Here is a 20,553-nt window from a genome sequence, read left to right on the forward strand (position 1 = left end):
CAGTTTGAAACATTAAGGCAAGAGAACACATTTGCAGCCCGCGAGTTGCCAGTTTGATTGAGCGCGGCCAACGCGCCACACATCGAACGGAGCAACCATGCCCAAGCCCAAGCTCTCACCGGAAGGCGAAGTCATCGCAGCATACGGAGCCGCCATGGTTGCGGCGTTTCAGGTGCTCGTCAGCTGTCTTGAAGAGATTGAAGCCATTCATGTCGGCCAGTACCCAGCGGCGCTCGGCGTGTACATGGAGCTGGTCAAATCAAACAAGAACGAAGTAAGCGACATGACCCTCGCCGTGCTCCACGACATTCGAGCGGCGACACTGGCTTAACGTGATGACCGAAGGATCGGACTACGTCACGGACGACCGCGCGATGCTCGCGCTGATCGAATGTATCCGCTTGCTTGTCGGGAAGGTTCCTCTGCGCCGCTTCAACATGAGTTTAACCCACGAGACGCACGGCTGTCACAAGCACGGGCTACGGGTGTGCAGAGCACTCAGGAGCGCCTCAGATGCCCAAGATCACCCCTTGCCAGTTCGAGCCGAGCTTGGTCGCAACGATGAGAGCGGCGTTGGATACCGCTGCGGATCAGGTGGCCAAGCCTTCGCGGACACCAGCAACCAAGGCGAAGATGGCTCAGCGTATCGTGCAGTCTGCTGCTGAGGGTGTCACCGATGCTCAGGAGCTGGTGGCCGCGGCCGTGAGAGAGGGCTTGGAGCCGGCGCTGTAAGTGACCGCTGCTGCGCTTCGCGGCGTTAACGGGTCCCCCTTTGGAACCGGAATTTCCCAAAATCTCCTGGGAGCGACTTCAGAAATCTCGGGGCTTTACCCGGAGCTGCTGCTCGGCTGATCGCTGGGCACGCTGAAGACCAGGAGAACACAATTCGAGCTCGTGGAAGCTCCTGTTGGCCTAGTTTCCTTTGTTCTCAACGGAGATAGGCAGATATCGCTGCTCTTGCACTTTAAGCCAAACGGTCTTTACAGTAGAAACTGTGTTTGCCATGGCAAATTCCGGGAACAACGATAGCTTACCTTTCGGCGGGGACGAAGCGGGCGCACTCATCCGTCTCCGCGACTGGTCCGACACTAGCTTGGGGCCGATTTCCGGGTGGCCACAAAGCCTGAAGACCACGGTCGGATTGCTTTTACGCTCGCCAGTCCCCATCGTGCTCCTGTGGGGCCCGGACGGCGTCATGATCTACAATGATGCCTACTCGGTCTTTGCAGGGGGACGCCATCCCCTCCTGTTCGGATCGAAGGTGCGAGAGGGTTGGCCTGAGGTCGCCGACTTCAACGACCATGTGATGAAGGTGGGCTTGAGTGGAGGTACGCTCTCGTACCGCGACCAAGAACTCACGCTTCACCGTAAAGGCTTTCCCGAGCAGGTCTGGATGAACCTCGATTACAGTCCCGTGCTGGGCGAGAACGGCCGTCCCGCAGGCGTACTCGCCATTGTCGTGGAGACGACCCGGCGGGTTCTGATGGAGCGGGCATTGGCGAAGACCGAGGAGCGGTTGCGTCAAGCCCTGAACGCTTCCGGCATGGTGGGCACATTCGACTGGCATGTGCAGTCCGACACTTTTTTCGCCGATGCCCGGTTCGCAGAAATGTTCTCGGTCGATCCCCCCGAAGGGGACAAGGGCGCACCTTTGGCGGAGTACCTTGCGGGCATTCATCCTGAGGACGCAGAGCGGGTCGCTAACGCAGTCAACCGTGCCGTCACCACCGGAGAAAGCTATGTTCAGGAATACCGGCTGCTGCGCAAGGACGGAAGTATCCGCTGGGTCGAGGCGCGTGGCGAGTGCTTGTCCGGCGAGGATGGTGGGCCCTCACGCTTCGTTGGCGTGGTGGTGGACATAACAAGCCAGAAGAATGCGCAAGAGCGCCAACGGTTACTAGCCCGTGAGGCGGACCATCGGGTGAAAAACATCTTCGCCAATTTCCACTCGATGATTAGTCTGAGTGCCAGATCTGCCCGCACTCCCAAAGAAATGGCCGAAGCTCTTCGTGGTCGGCTAGATGCGCTGTTGCGGGCCAAGGACCTTATCCGACCAGGCATCATGGGCACGGAACACGACAGCAAGCACACGACCATGGATGCGCTGGTACGCACAGTCTTGCAGCCCTATGAAGACGGCTCGCCCGACCGCATCGTCCTAAATGGACCCGACGTGCCTGTCGGAGCGAAGGCCGTAACGGGCCTTGCCCTCGCGTTGCATGAGACTGCGACGAATGCGGTCAAGTACGGGGCACTCTCCCGACCCAACGGTTCGATCCATGTCACATGGCACGCGAGCGGTGATGACTTACATCTTGACTGGGACGAAACCGGCGGCCCCGAGATCGATGTGACACCGCAAGCTCGCGGCTTTGGTAGCATTCTTACGGAGCGAAGTGTGGCAGGTGAGCTCGGAGGCAAGATCGAACACAACTGGCGGCGAAATGGCCTTCGGCTAAAGCTGAGCATTCCATTGGGACGCCTCGCAGTTTGAAGTGCATAGGCTCGATCTAGCCAGATCAGTAAGCAAACGCTAAGCCAGCTTAAGAGAAAGTCAGGCGGAGATACGGGCCGAGTGGCGAATGTTAGCCTATGGCCGCCCTTCTGAGACGTCCTAGCCGCTCAGACGACTGTCCGTTGTTGGGGGGCATCAGACATCGCTGGCTTCCGCAGTGGCCTCGCGTTCCCTTGGGTGTCTGACGCGCTCTCAAGAGCCCGGTGTGACCTCCGAATGCTGCAGCTCCTCCGGTCGTGCGGCGATCCTCACGAACCAACAGCAGCAGTATCAGGCGAAGACCACTGACCCGTACTCCGCGCTCAGCGGGCTCATGGCATCATCGCCACCAAAAACTGGGCTCGACCTCCAACGGCACGAGCAACACCACGAGCACCTGAGTGCTTGGGATACGCTAAGCGGGATTATGAGTTCTGGCGGTGGGCTCCTGAGCAGCTTCACACCGAGGCACCTGTCATGAGCACGCCCGGCGGCCTAGGTGCAGGCACAGGTGGCCTATCGTTCCCGGTTTACGTAACACGGACCTAGCGGCACACGCGTTCGTCCGAGTTCTTTGGGCGCTAAGGGGAACGCGGTGCTTGCTGTGATTGCTCCTCCGGTTGTCATTTGCGGAGTGCTTTCAGCGCAATGCGGGTATGGCGGGCAGCTTTCTGATTGCCTCGCTTTTCAATCTCTTCAAGTGCGCAAGTGAAATACTGCTGAGCAGCCTCGAAATTAATATCGTCGCAAACAGTCATGTGGATTGCTTCTCTTGCTGTTCTGCACCTATCCCGCACGGGCAGTATGCCTCACCACAAGAGGCGCCTAGTGACGCAGATTGCTGGGTCGGCTCAGCGGAACCTGCGGCCTCCATAGTGTGCGATCCGGTAGCCGCCGTGGGGTCCTCCGTAGCCTACCCGGTGACCATAACCGTAGCCAATGCGATGCCCATAGCCGCCGTAGCCCACCCGATAACCATAGTGTCTGTAGCCATAGTGCCTGTAACCGACATACGGCACTCCATAGCCGTAGCCATAGCTATAGCTAACAGGTGCATGACCGTATCCGTAAGCTTCTGGCTCGTATCCGTAGCCGTAACCGCCGCCGCAACCATCGTAACCGTACTGACAACCGTAGGCCTCGCCATAATACGGCGCGGCGATTGCGGCACCGATGAGCGCTCCAGCGGCGAGCCCCAATCCAGCACCGCCCCAGCCCCAACCTCCGTGTCCCCAGCCGCCTCCATGGAAACCGCCTCCATGGAAACCGCCCCCGTGGAAGCCAAAACCCCCTGCCTCAGCAGACGTGCTCAAGCTCGTAACGCTTGCAGCGACCAGGACCGCTGCAAAAGTGACTGCACCTAATTTTTTCATTTCACTTCCTCCCTCTCAAACTACACTGCGTCTGAGAGCTAACGCGTCGATGTTCGCGAATGTTCCGCTCTGAAGTCGCCACGAAGCGAACGCTCAAGCGCAAGACTTTCTGAGCGTCTTCTTAGGAGCCGACGCCGACTAACTCCCGGATCGCGCCGATTACTTCGTGCGTAGCATATGGCTTGGGCAGAAAGCGCCCGCCCTCTGGCAAGTCAGCCTCCGCGATCCTAGCGTGCCCAGATGTAGCGATGATCTTGACAGGCGGCCATCGGTGGCGAACGAAATGGGCGAGCCTCAAGCCATCCATCGAGCCGGGCATGTGGATGTCGGTGAAGACAAGATGAATGTCAGTGCGCCGCTCAAGGACGGCTATGGCTTCATCGGCGTTGCCTGCTTCGATGACTTCGAAGCCAGCCTCAGTGATGGTATCCACCGCGCCCATGCGAACAAGCGGTTCGTCTTCGACGATGAGAATGACGGGCGGCTTACCCATGGAACTCTACTGAAATTCGTGCCAAGCACAGTCAATGCAAGGCAAAGATTAGTGTTCCTGGGCCGCACCGACAAATGAGAAAGCTGAGATCATCTTACGCTGATGAGTGCGCACGGAGCGCCATGGCCCGGTGGGCACCCCGTGAGCTTACGCCCCGGGTTTCAAGGAGCACCTGCCTCACGACAAGGCGGCGCTCGGCGTAAGGCCGTTTCCGTGGGTGCAGCTTTCAATGGTTCGAGCGCCTGCGATCAAGCCCTGCTCAGTGAGCCTGCGAGCGCCGTGGAGCCGCTGCACGCTGACACCCCAAGGCCCGACCTCGTTGGCGCAAGGCGACCACCGGCCTCGCAGTTCCTCTGTGGGCACCCAAACGCCCAAGCTCTCTCTTTGGCTCGAGCTGACGATCACGCAGCGGTCGCTAGGCGCGCCCAGATCCACTATCGAAGGTAGTTGTCATGGTGATTGACCGAGAGCTGAAGGCCTCTTGTACTGGAGCTACGCTGCAGGGCCACGGATGCCAACGCGCGCTCGGGCTCTCCTGAGCGTCTAGGTGGGTCTGCGCGCGAAGCTCCCTCAAGAGGTCGAGGGCTCGGAGATCAGCGCTACTGCGCGGGCGCCATACCTTCGGCCACCACTGCCGCCACGAGCAACTGCGCATCCGTGATGCCTTCGTGCGCCGACCTGACGATGCGCTGAGCCATCTTCGCTTTGGTCGCAGGCGTGCGTGAGGTGGCCGGGACACGATCAGACGCAGCGTCCAGAGCCCATCGCATGGTGTTGACGAAGTCGGGCGCGAAGGCTGGCTTGATCTGCGGCATCTTGGGAGCCTCTTGAGTTGCCCAAGCTGTGTCATCGGTGCGTGTGACGCGCCGGTGTCGTCCTGTCTCATCCTTCAACGCGACGCGCTTAGCGGTTTTAAGCAGTTTGGCACCTTGGCCACCAGCTACAGCGAGCCGATCCAGATGAAGGTGCTTCATCGCGTGAAAGATCATGATCCTATCGCCGTGCCGAAGATCCGCCTTGCCCTGCTTGAACTGCTGGAGAACTATGCCATCCGCATTCGTAATCGGCCGGCCCAGTTCATCTTCCCGATCTCGGACAGACACCCGATAGGTTTTGCATGGCGATTTAAGAATATATGCCGAATGCGTGGGCAGCCGCCCCTGCTTGATCTTGCGGGTATGGGTGGCATCCAAACCATCCGCGATGGCTGCGTACCGGCCAGCCTTGACCAGCTTTCGAAGCCGCTTCTTCAACTCCTTATGCGAGACGCCCCACACCAGAGCATGCAGGTGCCAAAACAAGCTTCGCTTCCCGTCGTACCGAACTCCCTGCTGCAGATTGACGTAATAGGCTGGTTCGACCATTCCAAAACAGGAAAATTCGCGTAGGCCATGCCTGAGCCGATTCTTGATGACTTCTAGATCAGCGTCGGTCAGCCGATCTTCGGGCGACCAGGCGCAGGTGATATCCATGAGCGAGACAAAATAGAGATCCTGGTTGTGGGTCGTGCCATCTCCGCCGTCGCAGAAAAGCCGCGACAGCTCCCGGCTGAGGACCTCCCCCCAGATCCGACGGGAGAAAGAATTGACCGCTAATAGATCACTCCGAAATTTTGGTTTCGGCAATTCTCGGTCCCCACGAGAAAGGCTATGCCGCTTGGGAGATTGTTGAAAAGCACGCTGAAGGGCCGAATGCTGTCGCGACTGCCAATACTCGATCCTGGTGTTTCGATAGAATGTCATGTCCATCTCCAATGTGGTGCTGGAGATGCTTTACAAGTACTCACGTCACGCCATTTTGGTCGTTGGCGGCTCGAATTACCCAATTTGGGGCTGTGAGGCGCCATTTGGCTAGTTGGTGTGTTCAAGCAGCAGTAGCAATAGCCTGCGAGGACACCAAAGAATGACAGTACTATGCGTCTACTCCTTTGTTGGACCAGAGAGGGACGTCACCTGAGCGAGTCGTGCAGTCCGTGCACCGTTCAACATCCTTCTTCGATTTCTCAGCGTGCCAAATGTGCGATTGACTCAGATCGCCTTGTCTAGGGAACCGAATCGGGGCACGGATTGCACAGCTCAAATCGTCATCGGACTTCATTGTGTCACGCGCCACGCATGGCTGATCGGCAAAGCAGTCTTGATCATGCCCGACGAGCTGCGGAGCTCAACCGATAACCTACCATATACCCGCGCGGCCAACCACGACCATCCCATCCGCCTGCCCTCAGTAGGATCGTGGACTTGGCACGTCAGTGTCGCTTGAAATACTGCACGTCGCGCTCGTGCTTCTCAGCTGCCGCGCGACTTTTGAACGTGCCGAGGTTGCGCCGCTTGCCGGTCTTAGGATTCACTTTGCGCGAGTAGAGCCGGTACTCGCCGGATGCAAGTTTGCGGATCATGATTGCGCCTCCTGCTTACATGACTTCAACGGCGCTATGTTCGGGCAAGTTCCTTTTCGAGATGCCGACAAGGCTCGCTGACAGTCCGATCCCCTCCCCGCGCTCTCTGCGGACTTCAGAAACGAAGCCCCAGAGCACAAGGCCGGTGCTCGCGAGCATCAGCACGCCAACGGATACGAAGCCAGATGTCACGAGCAGTTCTTGCCATGCCGGCGCGGCCTGGTTCGCGGCTGTGATGGGCGACATTGCAGCTGTGCCCAACACGGCAGCAAGCGTCGTCGTTGCCCAATTGCCGTAGGTTCCTGCCAGCAGGCTTATGAAACGCCGCACGTTCCAGCCCGGTCGATAGCCGAACGTGCTCCCAACAACCTCCGAGCGCAAAAAGGAATATGCCGTTCATGAGGCCCTCGAGGTGAGCCGCAAGTCCCATCCTAAATGTTCGAGAAGTGTTGTTCGGCAAGACCGGTGAGCAATCCCAGCAGAAACAGAAGCATTCCATGCCATAGCAGGCGGCGTCCAATTGCTTGCACTTTTTGCCCTCCCTCTTTCGGCTCTGGCGTCTCCACCGTCGCGAACTATATGACGGAGTATCGTATCGCGCGCGCCATTGAAGAAGCCCTTGCTCATCCTTCTATTCCTGCTCTTAGCGCCGATCGCGGCATCGGCGGCGCGTTATCTTTGGCTGGGCGACGGCCGAGGGAACTGGCAGACCGCGGACCGGTCCAGCGCAGGCCTTTTGCCGCCGGCAAGCACTCATCCAGAAGCAATGATCCGGGTCTTTGCTGCGCGAACGGTGCGATGGCGCAGCATTTTCGCCGTCCACACATGGATCGTTGTGAAAGAGAAGGATGCGCCGACCTACACTCGCTACGACTACACAGCGTGGGGTGATCCCATCCGAAGCAACGGCTTCGCTCCGGACGGCCGCTGGTTCGGCGCCCTGCCCGAGGCAATCGTCGCCGTAGACGGCGAACGGGCCGAGGTGCTCATTCCAAGGATCCGCAAGGTCATCGAGAACTACCGATTTCGTGCATACGGCGACTATAGCCCGTGGCCAGGTCCCAACTCGAACACCTTCGTGCAGGCTGCGCTGGATTCCGTCCCCGAGCTACATGTGGTTCTACCGCCCACCGCGATCGGCAAGGACTTCCCATATGATGGCCGCTGGATCGGAATCACGCCATCGGGGACCGGCGCCTTCGCTACGATCGCGGGATACGTTGGCCTCACCGTCGGCTGGGTCGAAGGGCTTGAACTCAATTTCTTCGGCGCAGTTCTGGGGCTCGACGTACGACGTCCCGCACTAAAGCTCCCCGGCCTTGGTCGGTTCGGATTTGCTGCCGGGCTTTGACCGCTTACCGGCATTCCGAGACGCAGCGACACTGCTGCAGTTAGAGCAGCGGCCACCAAGCCGCACCGGAGATCACACCTTGTGCAACCTCTGCAGTATCACTACGAACCAAGCTGCGATCAGCGCGCTGTATGTTGGCGACCTGGCCCCGATGCCTGGCGTCTTCCCTGATTGCAAAGCGCCGATCGTCCGGACTGGCGCCAATGGCCGAGAGCTCGCTACCGCTCGATGGGCCATGCCGTCGTCGGCGCAAGCGCTTATGGAGGCGACCAAGAAACGCGCCGCGAAGCTGGAAGCCAAGGGCAAGACCGTCGATTTTAAGCAGCTGCTCCGGATGGAGCCCGTCCCACGCGAATGTGCCGAACGCACGTACCGGCGTCTCAGTGCAGGCCGGGTTGACCGCCGCCATGTGCATTTTTGATCCGATGTCGACGGCGGCGGCGCCAACATTGACCGGATTCAATTCCGGGCGGTCACTGGTCGTCTTCTTTGGCATCGCAAATCCTCCATCCGATAGTGGGCAGGAGGGTCTGGGCTATGCCAATTGTCATCTTCCTAATCGGGATCACCGCAGGAACGGCGTCACCACTCTCAAGTTCGCATGCACCCATGGACCACGTTTTTTAACGGGGATTGTGCCTCCAATAAGCTGACGGCCGCTACCCTCCGAGATCGAGGATAGCATGGGCTGTTTCTACCGCGCGCAGGCGGCAACGGCCCGTGACAGTTTTTTAGGATATCCCGCTCCGCCTTCAGCTTGGCGACCTCACGGCGCAGCCGCTCGATCTCCTGCTGCTCCGGCTTCATCTGCCCGTGGCCGGCAAAGGCTTGCGTCGGTCGGAGCCCAACTCCTTCACCCATTAGCGGAGAACATTCTCATGAACATCCAGGTCACGGCCGGCTTGCGCCACCGACACCCCACGTTCCCGCACCAGCTTGACCGCCTCGACCTTGAACTCGAGGCTGAACTTCCGTCTTTTCATCGCCACCTCCGGCTTCATGGAACACCTAATCTCGGTGTCCATCAAACCGGCGGCAGCTCACCTCGATGAACGTGTCTCGGTGTCGACCTTGTAGCCCTTCACGATGTCTTCGTTGCGGACCTCATCATCGACGTTGTCCGCGTCGACCTTCAGATACTTGATCCGATGGCCGGTCCGCCGGTTGAGCTGGTTGAACGAGATTTTCTCGCTCTCCGACGTGGCCGGGGTAGAGCGCCATCGGACAGGTGACGAGCGACAGACGCAGAAAACCTTTCCGGTTGGCGCGGGGTCCGCGACAGCGCGTACGCCAGCGGCCGCGGCAACAACTGGGTCACGAAGGCACCCCTTCTTACCCATAAAGCTGGCTGACTACTCCGGGCTGCAGCTGGCTCCTGGTTGTGCTGTGTCCAACGGTGGCGGATCGTCCCACGACATCTAGTGTCGGCAAACCGTGGTCATTTCATAACATCTGATGGGCGAATGACTGCTTTGGGTAGTGGGCTTGAGAAGCGGCCACTTGCCAAATTAACACTATTTGCAACGTGCGAAAAAGCTGGAACTCTCTAGAACCATTCAGGTCGATCATTTAGCCGGCGGCTCCGATTTCTTCGTTGCGTCGGATTTAAGACGAGCCGCGCGTAGTCGACGATAATCGCCCGGCGATTGGCCGACCCAGCGCCGGAAGGCATGATTGAACGCGCTGACTTCGGAGTAGCCGAGCGAAAAGGCAATTTCTGCCAGCGCCAGAGTCTCGTTTTCCAGGAGGTTCAGCGCCAGCGTCTTGCGCACATCGTTCTGCAGGTCGGAGTAGTTCACGCCGGCATCCTTCAGCCGCCGCTGCAGCGTCCGCACCGAGGTGCCGGTTGCCTTCGCGAGATGCTCGATGCCGCCTTCGCCCTTGACCAGCACGCGGGCGATCTCGCGGCGCAATTGCTCGATCTCACCGCGCTGTTCCGGCAAGGCAGCGAGCCGTAGTTCGCCGTAATGGCGCATCAGGGCCTCGATCATCGCATCGGACGTCGCCATCAGTCGCTTGAGCAGGGCGGCGTCGAACCGGATCCCGGCCCAAGGATGGCCGACCCGGATGTTATCGCCCATGATCTCCGCACGGGAGCGGCGCTGCGTCGGCGTTTCGTCCGGCAACTGCGGCAGCAGGACCTGCTGAGGGGTCCAGCGCGGATCGCCGAGCCCGGCGCGCATGAGGTTGCACGCGAAGGCGATCGCCCAGTCAGCTTTCTGCCGGTACGACATCATCAGCGGATCGATATAGTAGGAATACGCAAACACGATCCCGTCACTGACTTCCATGCCGTGCACGGTGGCGTCGACCATGGTGGGCAGATAACGCCCTATCGCTTCGAAGGCTTCGCCGATGGTGCGCGAGGCGAGGGCGATATTGCCGACGACGCCGGCGTGCCTCGGCTCGTACTGGGCGCCGAACTTCAAGCCGAATTGCGGATCGGCCAGCAGATCGGCGCAGAGCTCCAAAAGCTCCAGATAGCGGATGAGCGGCACGCGGCGATCGGGATCGGTCAGGTCGCGGGGCTCAAGTCCGGCGCGGCGCAAGGCATCACCTGCCTCAACCCCACGCGAGCGCATATAGGCGCCAAGGCCATAGACAACGCTGGCCAGATTGATGGTCGGCGCCGCGAGCTTGGCCGCGGCGTGTCTTTCCGTCGTCATTGGCGCGATCTCGCAAGGCTTTGGCGGCGTATATCAAAGACCGCCGTTCCGTTGCCGACTACTCAAGCGGCACAAATCACGGCCGCTACCTGCCGTGTCATACGACAAAAGGGACCGGATTGTGACCCCGGTTGATGCCATCGACCCGGTTCTGACCATGGCGGGGGCCGCACCCCATCAAATCCTCGCATCGAAAAGCGCATCGGCGGCCGCGGTCGCGGTGCCGTCCTGACGACAATCCGCAACTAAACTATCAAAGGATTCAGATCATGTTTTCGACGTCCATCACCCGGTCCTTCAAGCTCACGACGCCCATCGTCAATGCGGGCATGGCGATGATCGCGCGTCCGGCTCTTGCGGCCGCGGTCTGCGAAGCTGGCGGGCTCGGCACGATCGGGGCCGATATCAATCCACCCGATATCGTGCGCGATCTCGTCCGACAGACGAAGACACTGACAAAGCGGCCTTTCGGCGTCGATCTGATCGGTGACTTCGTCACAGATGAACATGTGTCCGTCCTCATTGAGGAACAGGTGGCGCTCGCCATATTCTTCTGGACGTTACCCACGCAGCGGCATGTCGAGCGGCTGAAACAAGCAGGGATCAAGGTCTGGATGCAGATCGGGCGCGTCGCCGAAGCCGAGCAGGCGACGGCACTTGGCGCCGACGCACTCATCGTCCAGGGCGCAGAGGCCGGCGGCCACAATCGGGCTGAGGCCTCGACCATGACGCTGTTTCCGCGCATCCGCAGGCGCTTCCCTGGCTTACCGTTGCTTGCCGCGGGCGGCATCGTCGATGGCGCGACCATGGCCGCGGCGCTCATTCTCGGAGCCGATGCCGTATGGTGCGGCAGTCGCTTCCTCGCTGCGCAAGAAGCAGAAGCGCACGATTCCTACAAGGACCGTGTGCTGTCCGCCGATGTCGGCGATACGGCGATCCTCTCCATTTACGGCCCCGAATGGCCCGATCAGCCGATGCGTGCGATCGTCAATGACGGTGCACGCGTGGCGCTGGGACGGGAAGCTGAGGCTATCGGGGATGCAAAAGGCCAGATCATTGGCTCGACGGTCCTCAACGGCCAGACGATCCCGACGCCGCGCTACAGCGCCATCCTGCCGACGCGCGGTTTCAACGGCGATATCGAGCAGGTTTGCCTGACAGCCGGACAAAGCGCGGGCAACATCAGCGAGATTTTGCCAGCAGGCGAGATCATCCGGCGCATGACAAGCGAGGCGAAGGCGGCCCTCGATCGTCTGACTGTCAAAAGAGAGGCCGCCTGACGCAGTCTTCACGGCTCGATGTCGCTGAATTGGTAGCGACAGCTGGCGACCATGCAGCACCGGCAGAAGATCTTGGCTAACTTTTGCAGATCACCCGGCGTTTTCGGATTTTGTCAGTGAAAAATGGGAGGTGCTGCCGTCTCCTCTGTGAATCGGCGCTGTGGAATGACCCCGCTCAGATCAATAATGTCGGTGGCTTATCATGCCGCTCGGCGTCGGGACCCACGCCGATTCACAACTTGCGAGCCCTCGCGGTACCAAGCGAGGGCACCGTGAGCCCGTTTTTGCCGATTTTCATGCGGCGCGGTGGATCTGATTTGGTGCCGCAAGGGGATTTCTTGATACCGCGTTTTGTTTTTCGGCCACGGACTTGCGCGCGAGCTAGCGCTGCTGCCCGTCGTGCAAGATATGCAGAGTTATCTCCGGCGGGCAGTTTAAGCGAACCGGCAGAAGGCTCGTGCCAGCGCCCACCGAGGTATATCCGACCATGCCGCCATGGCGCCATGATCCAGCGCCCATGAATCTCGGTAATGCCGACTCCAGCTTGATCGGAATTCCGCCGGGTAGGCAAAGCTGGCCCCCGTGGGTGTGTCCGCATAACATGAGATCGAATCTGGCGTTCATTGCTCGATCGTAAACTTCCGGCGTGTGCGCTAACAAAATCGAAAAGGCATCTGAAGGAATTTGCGACGCGGCTTTCTCAATGTCGTCCGCCCGATAGAAATGCGGATCGTCAACGCCGGCCAGGAAAATACGTTGCCCGTCACGAACAATCGGTTCGCACTCGTTGAACAGCATGCAGATTCCCATGGCGTCCATTGAAGGGGCCATGCGAATGCTGTCGTGGTTACCAAGCACCCCAAAGACCGGCCCCTTTAATTGGGCCTGCAGTTCATCGATAATTTCTAGGCATTTTTCGAATGGACCATATGTCTTGCCGCGATAGTCGCCGGTCAAGACGCAAATGTCGTATTGAAGGCCGCCAACCACGTTAACCAGATGCCGCATTGCGCCTATACTTATGTCGGCATGCAGATCGCTGATGTGAAGGATAGTGAACTTGTCAAATGCCGGGGGAAGGTTTGCGAAAGCCACGCTATGTTTTTTGACAACGATGTGGTCAGCGTTTCGACGGGCACGGCCATAAAGTCCAGTCAGCTTCAGTGCAGTTCTGACGACCCACGGCGCTAGGTACCAGTTTTCAACATTGAATAAGATCAGTCCCTGTCCAAACAGCTGGGCCTCATGCTCGACTTCTATTTTCAGTCGCCGCTCAACGTGTTCTGATCCAATTCGCTCGATCAGGCCTTGCAGAGACGTTTTGGTCGCAACGTTCGAAGTAGGATCCAATCTCTAGTCTCTCTCGTGCTGGTCTAGCTGGCGTTCAAGCTGCATTGCTTCCGGGCAAATTAGTCACCGCCACCGTCAAAAAGAATGCTTCGGTCACCAAATTTTCCTTCCCCCGGTGGGCAGCCGAACGTCCCTTACCGAGCTTACGTACAAAGTCGGCTCACGGCGGTCGCCCTCGATGCGATTGTTCCTTGGATTGGGGAACCTGCCTAGACCTTTTCGTAATTCTGACACGACTGGCGCACTTTTCGATGGGAGCAGAGACGTACCTACCACTCGGCTAGCGCGATGAAGCCATGCCCTCGAAGCTCTATGCATCAACAATCATGAACGCGCTCGGGGAGGCGCAGTCCGAACTTATCGGCAAAGCCGTTGTCCTCACCGACGGAAAAGCCGGAACCGTCGAGAACGTGTGGCTTGATGATTTGCACGGGCTTCGAATTTCCATTCGAGGCCATGACGGAAAGTGGCCTGTATCGACCATCAAGTTCGCGGAGCAATAACCGCGCTGGATCGCTCCTGCGAGATTTTTCACGTTTGGCTATACCTGACCAAGCGGGAGGGGCGCGAAGTGCTCATTACGTCAATTCGGCTTGAATTCGCCATTCGGGGCCTGCTGCTTCTATTTATCAGGTTGGGCTCCTGGATATCTCCATCGGCCGGAGTTTCAGTACAGCAGGCTTTTGGCAGGAGAGGCCGGCCGCACAAAAACATGGCCGGCGTTTCTGACCATGTGACCGAATCTCCTGATACGGAAAGCGTCCCGAAGGCGGTTCTCTTACTTCTTTAGAGCATCCGCCGCATCGCGCGCGCCATCTTTTACGTCGCCTGCGGCAGGTGTGCGGAGCCCTTGGCTTTATCCATCTTGCCTTCGGCTTCCATGCTCTTATCGCCAGTGAATAACCGTATCCATTCCTGTGACATCGTACGATAACGGCTAGCCTGTTCGGCCGTTCCAAGAAAACAGGTGAAGCGCAACGCTGCTATGTGGCTGGCTGATCATACAGCGCACTCTGCGCTGAAGCGGGATGGCTGGGTCAAAGAGACAAGCTATCTGTCGTTCCTGGTGTACGCCTTCCTCGTCCGAATGTTCGGCAAATACCAGTTCTTGCAGCCCAGGACAAAGGTTGGGGTTCGCCGTCCGCTTATCATAGTCGATGGGCGCACTCGCCGATTGGTCTTCATCAAGATGCGCGAAGAGGTTCAGCAAACGCCTGTCGTGCGCTGCATGGGCGCCATCCGCTTCAACCTGGGACGATGATCATTGGCTGACGAGGCGGCTAAAGCCGTCGAATAACCTTCAGCTGAGGCGTCCACCTGCGGCGACACGAGACTCAAGCCTGGGCAGTTCCCTTACCGGACTCTTTCGTCGTGTAGAGCGGCGGGGCGTCACGCCCCTGCCGTGTCGGTCACGCACATCGACATGCTGCCGAGCGGACAATTCGGGGTTTTGCTGGGACCAATCTTCGTGAGACGAGACGTTCACAGTTCGACGGTGAGGCTTGCTCTAGGCGAGGTGGCCTTCGGAACGTTGCACATGCACAGTATGTTGTCGTCGCACCGGGGGGGGCGACTAACCATCCTTGGAGTGCTAGATGAGCAAGCGTAAACCAGCGACATCAAAGCATACCCGCGGCCCGAAAACAGTCGGGAAGGCTCAACGGACTACTCAATCTATTGTCCGAGGCCCGAAATCGGGTGCTCAGCCTTCCATTGCCGCAGACTCGAACGAACCGCCGGCAAAGCCTCCTCAGGATTCCCAAGAAGACACTCTCATTAAGAATCCGCAGCCTGTTGTTGAGAAGCCGGAGACAGCCTTCCGGGCGACAGAGAACGTTTCAAAGCGAGAGATTGATTTTCTGTCCTCAGCCAACGCCAACATGTGGGCTTATCAAGTGATGCTACTGGAAATGGCACAAGCCAACATGCAACTTGCTATTGAGTACGCCCAAAGGCTGGCGACGATTAGCTCGCCGCTTGAAGTTCCCAGTGTTGTTGCCGACTTCACTAACAAGCGGATCGCCATGTTCCGGAAGCATTCCGCAGAGATGGTCAAATTAGGTACTAAGCGATGACCTTCTAGGACAAGATCGTGATGCCGAGAACTAATTGGATTGCGCGGCTCACTCAGCTGGCTCGCGAGCGGACGGTCGGCGTGGGTTCGCCTCGCGCTCGGTGAAAGGCCGCACGCCACACGTTTCCAACCTGAATAGCTAGCTTTCTTGCCACCTTCCATACCGCGAGAGATTCGACCATATCCATCATGACTCGCCAATGCCGATATCCCCATCCAAAGGCTGGGATCGACAGCAACTTTTCCTTGTTCAATTCAAACAGGCGCTCGACGACGGTGAGCTTCAAGACTTCGGCTGCAATAAAGGTGACCGCTCCCGCAAAGAAGTGCCCGGTCCCGATTAAATAGCCGCTCAGAGGCTTTGCCGGCTCCAGGATGATCACTGGCACGGCAAAAAGGGCAAGTGACGGATATGGCCGCAATGAAACAACCCAGAGCCGCGCGCGCTCAAGCAACCTCTGCCTGGCCAACCACATGGTGATCGGCCGCATGACATAGGAAAAGGCGCCGTCAACGACGAAGTAGACGAACGCGACCATGAAGATCGGGGTTTTCCATACGCTGGTCATGACGCGCCTCCGCCGTATCAAAGCGAGCCTCAAGAATGTGTTCCCGGACCGGCTGAGCAAATCAAGGGGTCGTGGGTGTGTTTCGGCGTAGGGTTTGGACGCCGATCGGCGCCGGGGTCACTGTTTCTCACATCAATAAAATCAAAACTTTAGATCCACGCGTGAGACGATTGAGGGGTCAATGTTCGATCAGCATTCACACCCGGCTTTTGTCTGGAATCAGATTCGGACTTTTTTCCGTTACGCAATCCGATCGCTGTGGCATGGCCATTGCTACCCCTAAAGCTTAACAAGGATTTCAGGGCTCGGATTGAGAATGAAGCGCTGTCGGGACGTGCATTTCGAGTCCGGCAGCGTTCTATATTGGGATTGGAATGCTCGTCGGCACCCAACGACCGTTAGTTTGCGCACGGTCTATGCTGATTCAGCATTCATCGCCCTGCCGGGTCTGGTTTCGGCGGTCGGGAACACCGACGCCCTGCGTCCGCCATCCAACCTGAGAGAAGCCCGTCCTAGGCTCCGGGTCTACTGCCCAGCGTAGGCGGTGCATCCTCGGATCTTATTCGACTGCGATAAGGAGCGGTCAACAAAAGCTGAAACATGGCACGAGCCGCCATGTATTGCGCCGCGGACCGGCCGCGCTCGTCTCCGACAAACAGAAGTTTCCCGGATTGATCGAAGACAGACCACCGCCAAGCGCGGCCGCGCCTGCAAATCGAAAGATCGAAGAGAGTAAAATCGCCGAAGACCATGGCTCGACCACCCTCCAAAACGCTTCAGCAATAGACAGCAAACATTACAATTCTGACGGAACAACTTTTGGCTAATGCACCAGTTCCTGAAACTCCGTTTATGCGTGTGCGGGTGTCCCGAACACCAGTGGCGCTGACGATCTTCGGTAGCTATCTGTACAAAATGCGACCGACTACTTCCCGATGCGGATGTAGAATTCCTCTTCCTAGCCTATAACCTTGGTTCGCGCGGAACGGCACCAATGTCACCTTCTGCCACTAACAACATCGCGCTCTTCATCGACGGGGCCAATCTCTACGCGACGGCGAAAACTCTGGGCTTCGACATCGACTACAAGCGCCTGCTGAAGGAGTTTCAGAGCCGCGGGACGCTGTTGCGGGCGTTCTACTACACCGCGATTATCGAGGATCAGGAATACTCCTCGATCCGCCCGCTGATCGATTGGCTGGACTACAACGGCTATACCGTCGTCACCAAGGCGACCAAGGAGTTCATCGACGCCTCCGGCCGCCGCAAGGTCAAGGGCAACATGGACATCGAGCTCGCCGTGGACGCCATGGAGCTCGCCGAGCACATCGACCAGATGGTGCTGTTCTCGGGTGACGGCGACTTCCGCTCGCTGGTCGAGGCCGTCCAGCGCCGCGGCGTGCGGGTCACCGTGATCTCCACCATCGCGAGCCAGCCGCCGATGATCGCCGACGAGCTGCGCCGCCAGGCCGACGTCTTCACCGACCTCGTCGAGCTGCAATCCAAGCTCGGCCGCGACCCGTCCGAACGCCCCGCCCCGCGTGACCGCGGCGGGCGCGAGGGACGCGGTCATCTGCCGAAAGAACCGAAGGCGAATGACCTTCCGGAGTGACTCTGGCAGGTCACCCGCGGCCGCTACTTTTGACATGAATGCTGCAGCCGCTTGGCCGAGCAGTTTCGCCTTGCCGGTGATCACAACGAGAACTTCCGAAAAGCTGTCGGCTGTCTGAGCTCTAGCGATTTGACGTCGGCAGTCTGGTTGGCCACCGTTCAACCAATGCACCTGCCATAAGAGGACGGCGACGCACTCGCCTGAGAGGTAAAAGTCCGATCGACACCTGCGGCAAGGTAGACGGCTTTTGGTATGAGGCGAAGCGTCACGAAGCAAACCGCAGAGCCCGCGCAACCCGACAGAAGCAAGACATTAGCATGCCACTAGACCGGTCTGAAGCAAACGAGGTCAATGCAAAAGGCTCCCGGGATCGGACCGAGAGCCTTCCGGCCCACTGGGGTACGTCCGCCCGAGTGAGCAAAATTCGATCGAGGGCGACCGCCGCTCAACGCGAGGCGCGAAGTTGTCGCTCCAGACTGACCGCATGCTCCGCGTTGCGGACCTTTTTCAGGAGCTCGTCCTTCTCGGCGCCCTCCGGCTCTGTGTCAGCTTTCCGTCTCATCCGGTCAGCGAACTGGGCGATTCGATCTTGGAGAGTTTCTGTCTGTTTGAACCGCTTGCGCTTCAAAAGCATCGCACGCGCCTTTTCTCGTACGACGAGTATAGAAAATGGAGCGGGCGGGCCCACAACATACGTTAAGGCCCGTGTCATCTTTCTTGTGATGGATTTTGCCTTAGTCGAAGGCGGCTCTGAGTGCCTCGTCAGAGATTGCTCTGGAACATGCCTGCGCCGCACTGGTAGCCGAACACTTCACTCCAAGCACGTGTCGGAAAGTTCTCGCCACAAAGCCAATGCCGACGAGCAAGGGATCGCTAATGCACAATGATAACGTATAGGAGAGCGGTGGCCAGCAGGACTCCCAAGACCGTGTTGGCATTGGGACGCACTCTAATCTCCTAACTGTACCGGGTGGGCTCAATGCGGCTTTTGCGACTGTTCGTTTTGGGGCTTGACGTTCATGTTGCTGTCCGGCATTTCGTCTCGCCCCTGGTCTCCGTTGTCATCTTTGCCGCCGGACGTGGACGTGCCGCTCCCGCTCCTTGAGCCGGCGGACGTACCCATTGTGCCACGCGGGTCCGTGGTCGGTGATGTCGAGCTGGCGGCCGGATCGCCGGTGACCGCTCCCCTTCCGCTCGGGGCGCCTGCAGGCTGCGACGAAGCGGCGGCAGCGGAAAGAGTAACGATACCGGCTGCTAACAACAACGTTACTCTCATGGCGAGCTCCAGCGTTATTCGCGCCCAACCCGCCGGCTGCGTGCTCGTTCCTATCGACGAGCCGATTTTGCTGCCTTCTTTTTTACGGCCTTCTTCGCCTTAATGGTTTCTTGACGGCCGTGAACTCGCCAGACGTCTCGTCGCGCTTAGTGAAAGCAGAAGCTCCGCCCCACGCCGTCTTGCTCGCGAACGCCTTCTTGACCGCACCTTTTCGCGCATTGTCGCCAGTGGGCTTGTTGACCGCCATGTTGTCTCCCTGAGGCCATTAAACCCGTTGCTTCCTAGCTTGAGGAACGAATCGGCCTTCGTCAAATTGAATCCCGGTTCCGCTGCGTGAGTTGCTTATGCGTCAATTCCGATGGCTTTTGTCGATCGCTCCGAACAGCGACGAGACTGTCTACCTGGTAGCTGACAACTCCGGCCGCAATGGCAGCGCCTGGTGCGAAGCAGACTTGGAGAGGGCGGTGGAAGCCGTCATCCAGGATCTGCTTGCTGGAGAATATCGCAAGCCTTTCCGGGTAGTCGCCTTCAACCCAGTAGAGCGGTGGTCGGAAGATGTTTCCGGGGCCATCGCCCGCGAGATCCAGCATCGCTGTAACCTGCAACTGAGCGACGTCCCCTCACACCTGCAGGAATTCGTCGATCGCTACGCTGCCCAGGACAGCCGGCAGTACAGCTTGCGCCTGGTGTAACCGTGTTTCAGCGAAAGAAGCCGGAAGCACTGGGCGTCAAGCCCCCCTTCCCCGGCTTCATCGAGCCGGCCCTGGCATCCTCGATCGACCGCGTGCCGTCCGGCGAACGCTGGATTCAAGAGATCAAGCTCGACGGCTATCGCCACCGTATCCACCAGCCGTGGGCACGACTGGACTAAACGCTTCAAGAAGGTCGCCGACGATGCCTGGCAAATCAAGGCGAGCTCGGCCATCATCGATGGCGAGGTCGTGGTCCCCGCCTCCGATGGCAGCACCGAGTTCTCCGTCTTGCAGAACGAGCTAAAGGGCGCCTCGACCAAGATCGTCTTCGTCGCCTTTGACCTGCTCTATCTGAATGGCCAGGACCTGCGGAAAGTCCCTCTTCTCCAGCGCAAGGCCGCGCTGAAGAAGATCATCACTGGCAGCGATGTCCAGTTCAGTGAAAGCTTTGAGATCGACGGCGGCGAGATGTTCACGCACGCTTGCAAGATCGGGCTCGAAGGCCTGGTGTCCAAGATGCGCGACAGCGTCTACGCGAGCGGCAGGGGCAACACTTGGGTCAAGAAGACCTGCGCGCAAAACCCTGACGATTGCGGGCTTCGCGCTCCTCTCATGCCGACCATTTGTGAGGCGACCCCGGTCGGCAACTGCTTCCAAGGGTAACGCACCATGGACCGCATATTTCTGGCTGTCATCGTCTCGGCACTGCTGCTACTTACCGGCGCCTTAGGCTTGGCGCTCCGCGGACTTGGTGGATCTGACATCAGCGCAAAGCACTCGCTAATCACGCCCTCCCTCGTCCCGCCGTCTCCGCCTCCTGATCCTGCGACGGTGGGACAGGCTGCTCGTCCTGGATTTCGTCCAGGACGAACGGGAGAACCTCGGCCAGCTCGACCACCTGGGTGACTAAGATTGAGATCTACGC

General features: G+C 58.9%; 19 protein-coding genes and 4 pseudogenes. 12 read left to right on the top strand and 11 right to left on the bottom strand.

The window, feature by feature from the left end; all coding sequences use genetic code 11:
- Positions 1-97: 97 nt before the first annotated feature.
- The 3 genes from ACPPVR_RS36030 (at position 98) to ACPPVR_RS36040 (ending at position 2,494) form a co-directional block, all read left to right on the top strand.
- Positions 98-331: a hypothetical protein gene (locus tag ACPPVR_RS36030; RefSeq protein ID WP_426611247.1), complete on the top strand. Its 234-nt coding sequence runs from the start codon at positions 98-100 to the stop codon at positions 329-331.
- Positions 332-513: 182 nt separating this feature from the next.
- Positions 514-732, top strand: coding sequence for a hypothetical protein (locus ACPPVR_RS36035; RefSeq protein WP_426611248.1), 219 nt, complete (start codon positions 514-516; stop codon positions 730-732).
- Between the two features lie 463 nt (positions 733-1,195).
- Positions 1,196-2,494, top strand: a complete 1,299-nt coding sequence (locus tag ACPPVR_RS36040; RefSeq protein WP_426611249.1) for a PAS domain-containing protein — start codon at positions 1,196-1,198, stop codon at positions 2,492-2,494.
- A gap of 623 nt (positions 2,495-3,117) precedes the next feature.
- On the opposite strand, the gene ACPPVR_RS36045 is transcribed toward ACPPVR_RS36040, so the two are convergent.
- The 5 genes from ACPPVR_RS36045 to ACPPVR_RS36065 all read right to left on the bottom strand — a co-directional run bounded on the left by ACPPVR_RS36045 (position 3,118) and on the right by ACPPVR_RS36065 (position 7,088).
- On the bottom strand, positions 3,118-3,252 hold the full coding sequence (locus tag ACPPVR_RS36045; protein WP_426611250.1) for a hypothetical protein: 135 nt from the start codon (positions 3,250-3,252) through the stop codon (positions 3,118-3,120).
- A gap of 736 nt (positions 3,253-3,988) precedes the next feature.
- Positions 3,989-4,360, bottom strand: a complete 372-nt coding sequence (locus tag ACPPVR_RS36050) for a response regulator (RefSeq protein WP_426611251.1) — start codon at positions 4,358-4,360, stop codon at positions 3,989-3,991.
- Between the two features lie 599 nt (positions 4,361-4,959).
- Positions 4,960-6,102 (bottom strand): hypothetical protein, encoded by a 1,143-nt coding sequence (locus tag ACPPVR_RS36055; protein WP_426611252.1) that lies wholly within the window; start codon positions 6,100-6,102, stop codon positions 4,960-4,962.
- A gap of 506 nt (positions 6,103-6,608) precedes the next feature.
- Positions 6,609-6,758: a hypothetical protein gene (locus ACPPVR_RS36060; protein WP_084292415.1), complete on the bottom strand. Its 150-nt coding sequence runs from the start codon at positions 6,756-6,758 to the stop codon at positions 6,609-6,611.
- Between the two features lie 15 nt (positions 6,759-6,773).
- A complete protein-coding gene (locus ACPPVR_RS36065; RefSeq protein ID WP_426611253.1) occupies positions 6,774-7,088 on the bottom strand; it encodes a hypothetical protein in 315 nt (104 codons plus the stop codon).
- Positions 7,089-7,365: 277 nt separating this feature from the next.
- On the opposite strand from ACPPVR_RS36065, the gene ACPPVR_RS36070 reads away from it, so the two are divergent.
- Positions 7,366-8,109 carry a DUF3750 domain-containing protein gene (locus tag ACPPVR_RS36070; RefSeq protein ID WP_426611254.1) on the top strand — a complete coding sequence of 248 codons (744 nt, stop codon included), beginning with the start codon at positions 7,366-7,368 and terminating at the stop codon, positions 8,107-8,109.
- 79 nt (positions 8,110-8,188) lie between these two features.
- A pseudogene (locus ACPPVR_RS36075) lies at positions 8,189-8,452 on the top strand (SOS response-associated peptidase); the annotation flags it as partial.
- Between the two features lie 386 nt (positions 8,453-8,838).
- Here the strand turns inward: ACPPVR_RS36075 and ACPPVR_RS36080 are convergent.
- The 3 genes and pseudogenes from ACPPVR_RS36080 to ACPPVR_RS36090 all read right to left on the bottom strand — a co-directional run.
- Positions 8,839-9,092 (bottom strand): annotated as a pseudogene (locus ACPPVR_RS36080) (transposase); the annotation flags it as partial.
- A gap of 72 nt (positions 9,093-9,164) precedes the next feature.
- Positions 9,165-9,330, bottom strand: a pseudogene (locus ACPPVR_RS36085) (Ku protein); the annotation flags it as partial.
- Between the two features lie 344 nt (positions 9,331-9,674).
- Complete coding sequence (locus tag ACPPVR_RS36090; protein WP_426611255.1) at positions 9,675-10,658, bottom strand: AraC family transcriptional regulator ligand-binding domain-containing protein; 984 nt, start codon at positions 10,656-10,658, stop codon at positions 9,675-9,677.
- Positions 10,659-11,044: 386 nt separating this feature from the next.
- Between ACPPVR_RS36090 and ACPPVR_RS36095 the strand changes: the two genes are divergently transcribed.
- A complete protein-coding gene (locus ACPPVR_RS36095; protein WP_426611256.1) occupies positions 11,045-12,055 on the top strand; it encodes an NAD(P)H-dependent flavin oxidoreductase in 1,011 nt (336 codons plus the stop codon).
- A 381-nt stretch (positions 12,056-12,436) separates the two neighbouring features.
- Here the strand turns inward: ACPPVR_RS36095 and ACPPVR_RS36100 are convergent, their stop codons facing one another.
- Positions 12,437-13,405 (bottom strand): metallophosphoesterase, encoded by a 969-nt coding sequence (locus tag ACPPVR_RS36100; protein ID WP_426611257.1) that lies wholly within the window; start codon positions 13,403-13,405, stop codon positions 12,437-12,439.
- Between the two features lie 296 nt (positions 13,406-13,701).
- On the opposite strand from ACPPVR_RS36100, the gene ACPPVR_RS36105 reads away from it, so the two are divergent.
- The 3 genes from ACPPVR_RS36105 (at position 13,702) to ACPPVR_RS36115 (ending at position 15,480) form a co-directional block, all read left to right on the top strand.
- On the top strand, positions 13,702-13,908 hold the full coding sequence (locus ACPPVR_RS36105; RefSeq protein ID WP_426611258.1) for a PRC-barrel domain-containing protein: 207 nt from the start codon (positions 13,702-13,704) through the stop codon (positions 13,906-13,908).
- A 464-nt stretch (positions 13,909-14,372) separates the two neighbouring features.
- On the top strand, positions 14,373-14,666 hold the full coding sequence (locus ACPPVR_RS36110) for a hypothetical protein (protein ID WP_426611259.1): 294 nt from the start codon (positions 14,373-14,375) through the stop codon (positions 14,664-14,666).
- Between the two features lie 334 nt (positions 14,667-15,000).
- A complete protein-coding gene (locus ACPPVR_RS36115) occupies positions 15,001-15,480 on the top strand; it encodes a Phasin protein (protein WP_426611260.1) in 480 nt (159 codons plus the stop codon).
- A gap of 52 nt (positions 15,481-15,532) precedes the next feature.
- On the opposite strand, the gene ACPPVR_RS36120 is transcribed toward ACPPVR_RS36115, so the two are convergent.
- Positions 15,533-16,048, bottom strand: a complete 516-nt coding sequence (locus ACPPVR_RS36120) for a hypothetical protein (RefSeq protein ID WP_426611261.1) — start codon at positions 16,046-16,048, stop codon at positions 15,533-15,535.
- Between the two features lie 994 nt (positions 16,049-17,042).
- On the opposite strand from ACPPVR_RS36120, the gene ACPPVR_RS36125 reads away from it, so the two are divergent.
- Positions 17,043-17,660 carry an NYN domain-containing protein gene (locus ACPPVR_RS36125; RefSeq protein ID WP_426611262.1) on the top strand — a complete coding sequence of 206 codons (618 nt, stop codon included), beginning with the start codon at positions 17,043-17,045 and terminating at the stop codon, positions 17,658-17,660.
- A gap of 1,358 nt (positions 17,661-19,018) precedes the next feature.
- Here the strand turns inward: ACPPVR_RS36125 and ACPPVR_RS36130 are convergent.
- Entirely contained in the window at positions 19,019-19,183 is a 165-nt protein-coding gene (locus ACPPVR_RS36130; RefSeq protein ID WP_426611263.1) for a hypothetical protein, read from the bottom strand.
- Between the two features lie 217 nt (positions 19,184-19,400).
- On the opposite strand from ACPPVR_RS36130, the gene ACPPVR_RS36135 reads away from it, so the two are divergent.
- Positions 19,401-19,628, top strand: coding sequence for a hypothetical protein (locus ACPPVR_RS36135; RefSeq protein ID WP_426611264.1), 228 nt, complete (start codon positions 19,401-19,403; stop codon positions 19,626-19,628).
- A 2-nt stretch (positions 19,629-19,630) separates the two neighbouring features.
- Positions 19,631-20,235: pseudogene (locus ACPPVR_RS36140) on the top strand (DNA ligase); the annotation flags it as partial.
- Between the last annotated feature and the right edge of the window lie 318 nt (positions 20,236-20,553).

Source organism: Bradyrhizobium sp. McL0616 (genome assembly GCF_049993385.1).
GTDB lineage: Bacteria > Pseudomonadota > Alphaproteobacteria > Rhizobiales > Xanthobacteraceae > Bradyrhizobium.

Coding starts and splice junctions, on each gene's coding strand:
- ACPPVR_RS36035 (WP_426611248.1), top strand. CDS start 514: ATGCCCAAGATCACCCCTTGCCAGTTCGAGCCGAGCTTGGTCGCAACG.
- ACPPVR_RS36055 (WP_426611252.1), bottom strand. CDS start 6,102: ATGACATTCTATCGAAACACCAGGATCGAGTATTGGCAGTCGCGACAG.
- ACPPVR_RS36040 (WP_426611249.1), top strand. CDS start 1,196: ATGATCTACAATGATGCCTACTCGGTCTTTGCAGGGGGACGCCATCCC.
- ACPPVR_RS36120 (WP_426611261.1), bottom strand. CDS start 16,048: ATGACCAGCGTATGGAAAACCCCGATCTTCATGGTCGCGTTCGTCTAC.
- ACPPVR_RS36045 (WP_426611250.1), bottom strand. CDS start 3,252: ATGACTGTTTGCGACGATATTAATTTCGAGGCTGCTCAGCAGTATTTC.
- ACPPVR_RS36105 (WP_426611258.1), top strand. CDS start 13,702: ATGCCCTCGAAGCTCTATGCATCAACAATCATGAACGCGCTCGGGGAG.
- ACPPVR_RS36130 (WP_426611263.1), bottom strand. CDS start 19,183: ATGGCGGTCAACAAGCCCACTGGCGACAATGCGCGAAAAGGTGCGGTC.
- ACPPVR_RS36115 (WP_426611260.1), top strand. CDS start 15,001: ATGAGCAAGCGTAAACCAGCGACATCAAAGCATACCCGCGGCCCGAAA.
- ACPPVR_RS36050 (WP_426611251.1), bottom strand. CDS start 4,360: ATGGGTAAGCCGCCCGTCATTCTCATCGTCGAAGACGAACCGCTTGTT.
- ACPPVR_RS36030 (WP_426611247.1), top strand. CDS start 98: ATGCCCAAGCCCAAGCTCTCACCGGAAGGCGAAGTCATCGCAGCATAC.
- ACPPVR_RS36095 (WP_426611256.1), top strand. CDS start 11,045: ATGTTTTCGACGTCCATCACCCGGTCCTTCAAGCTCACGACGCCCATC.
- ACPPVR_RS36125 (WP_426611262.1), top strand. CDS start 17,043: ATGTCACCTTCTGCCACTAACAACATCGCGCTCTTCATCGACGGGGCC.
- ACPPVR_RS36060 (WP_084292415.1), bottom strand. CDS start 6,758: ATGATCCGCAAACTTGCATCCGGCGAGTACCGGCTCTACTCGCGCAAA.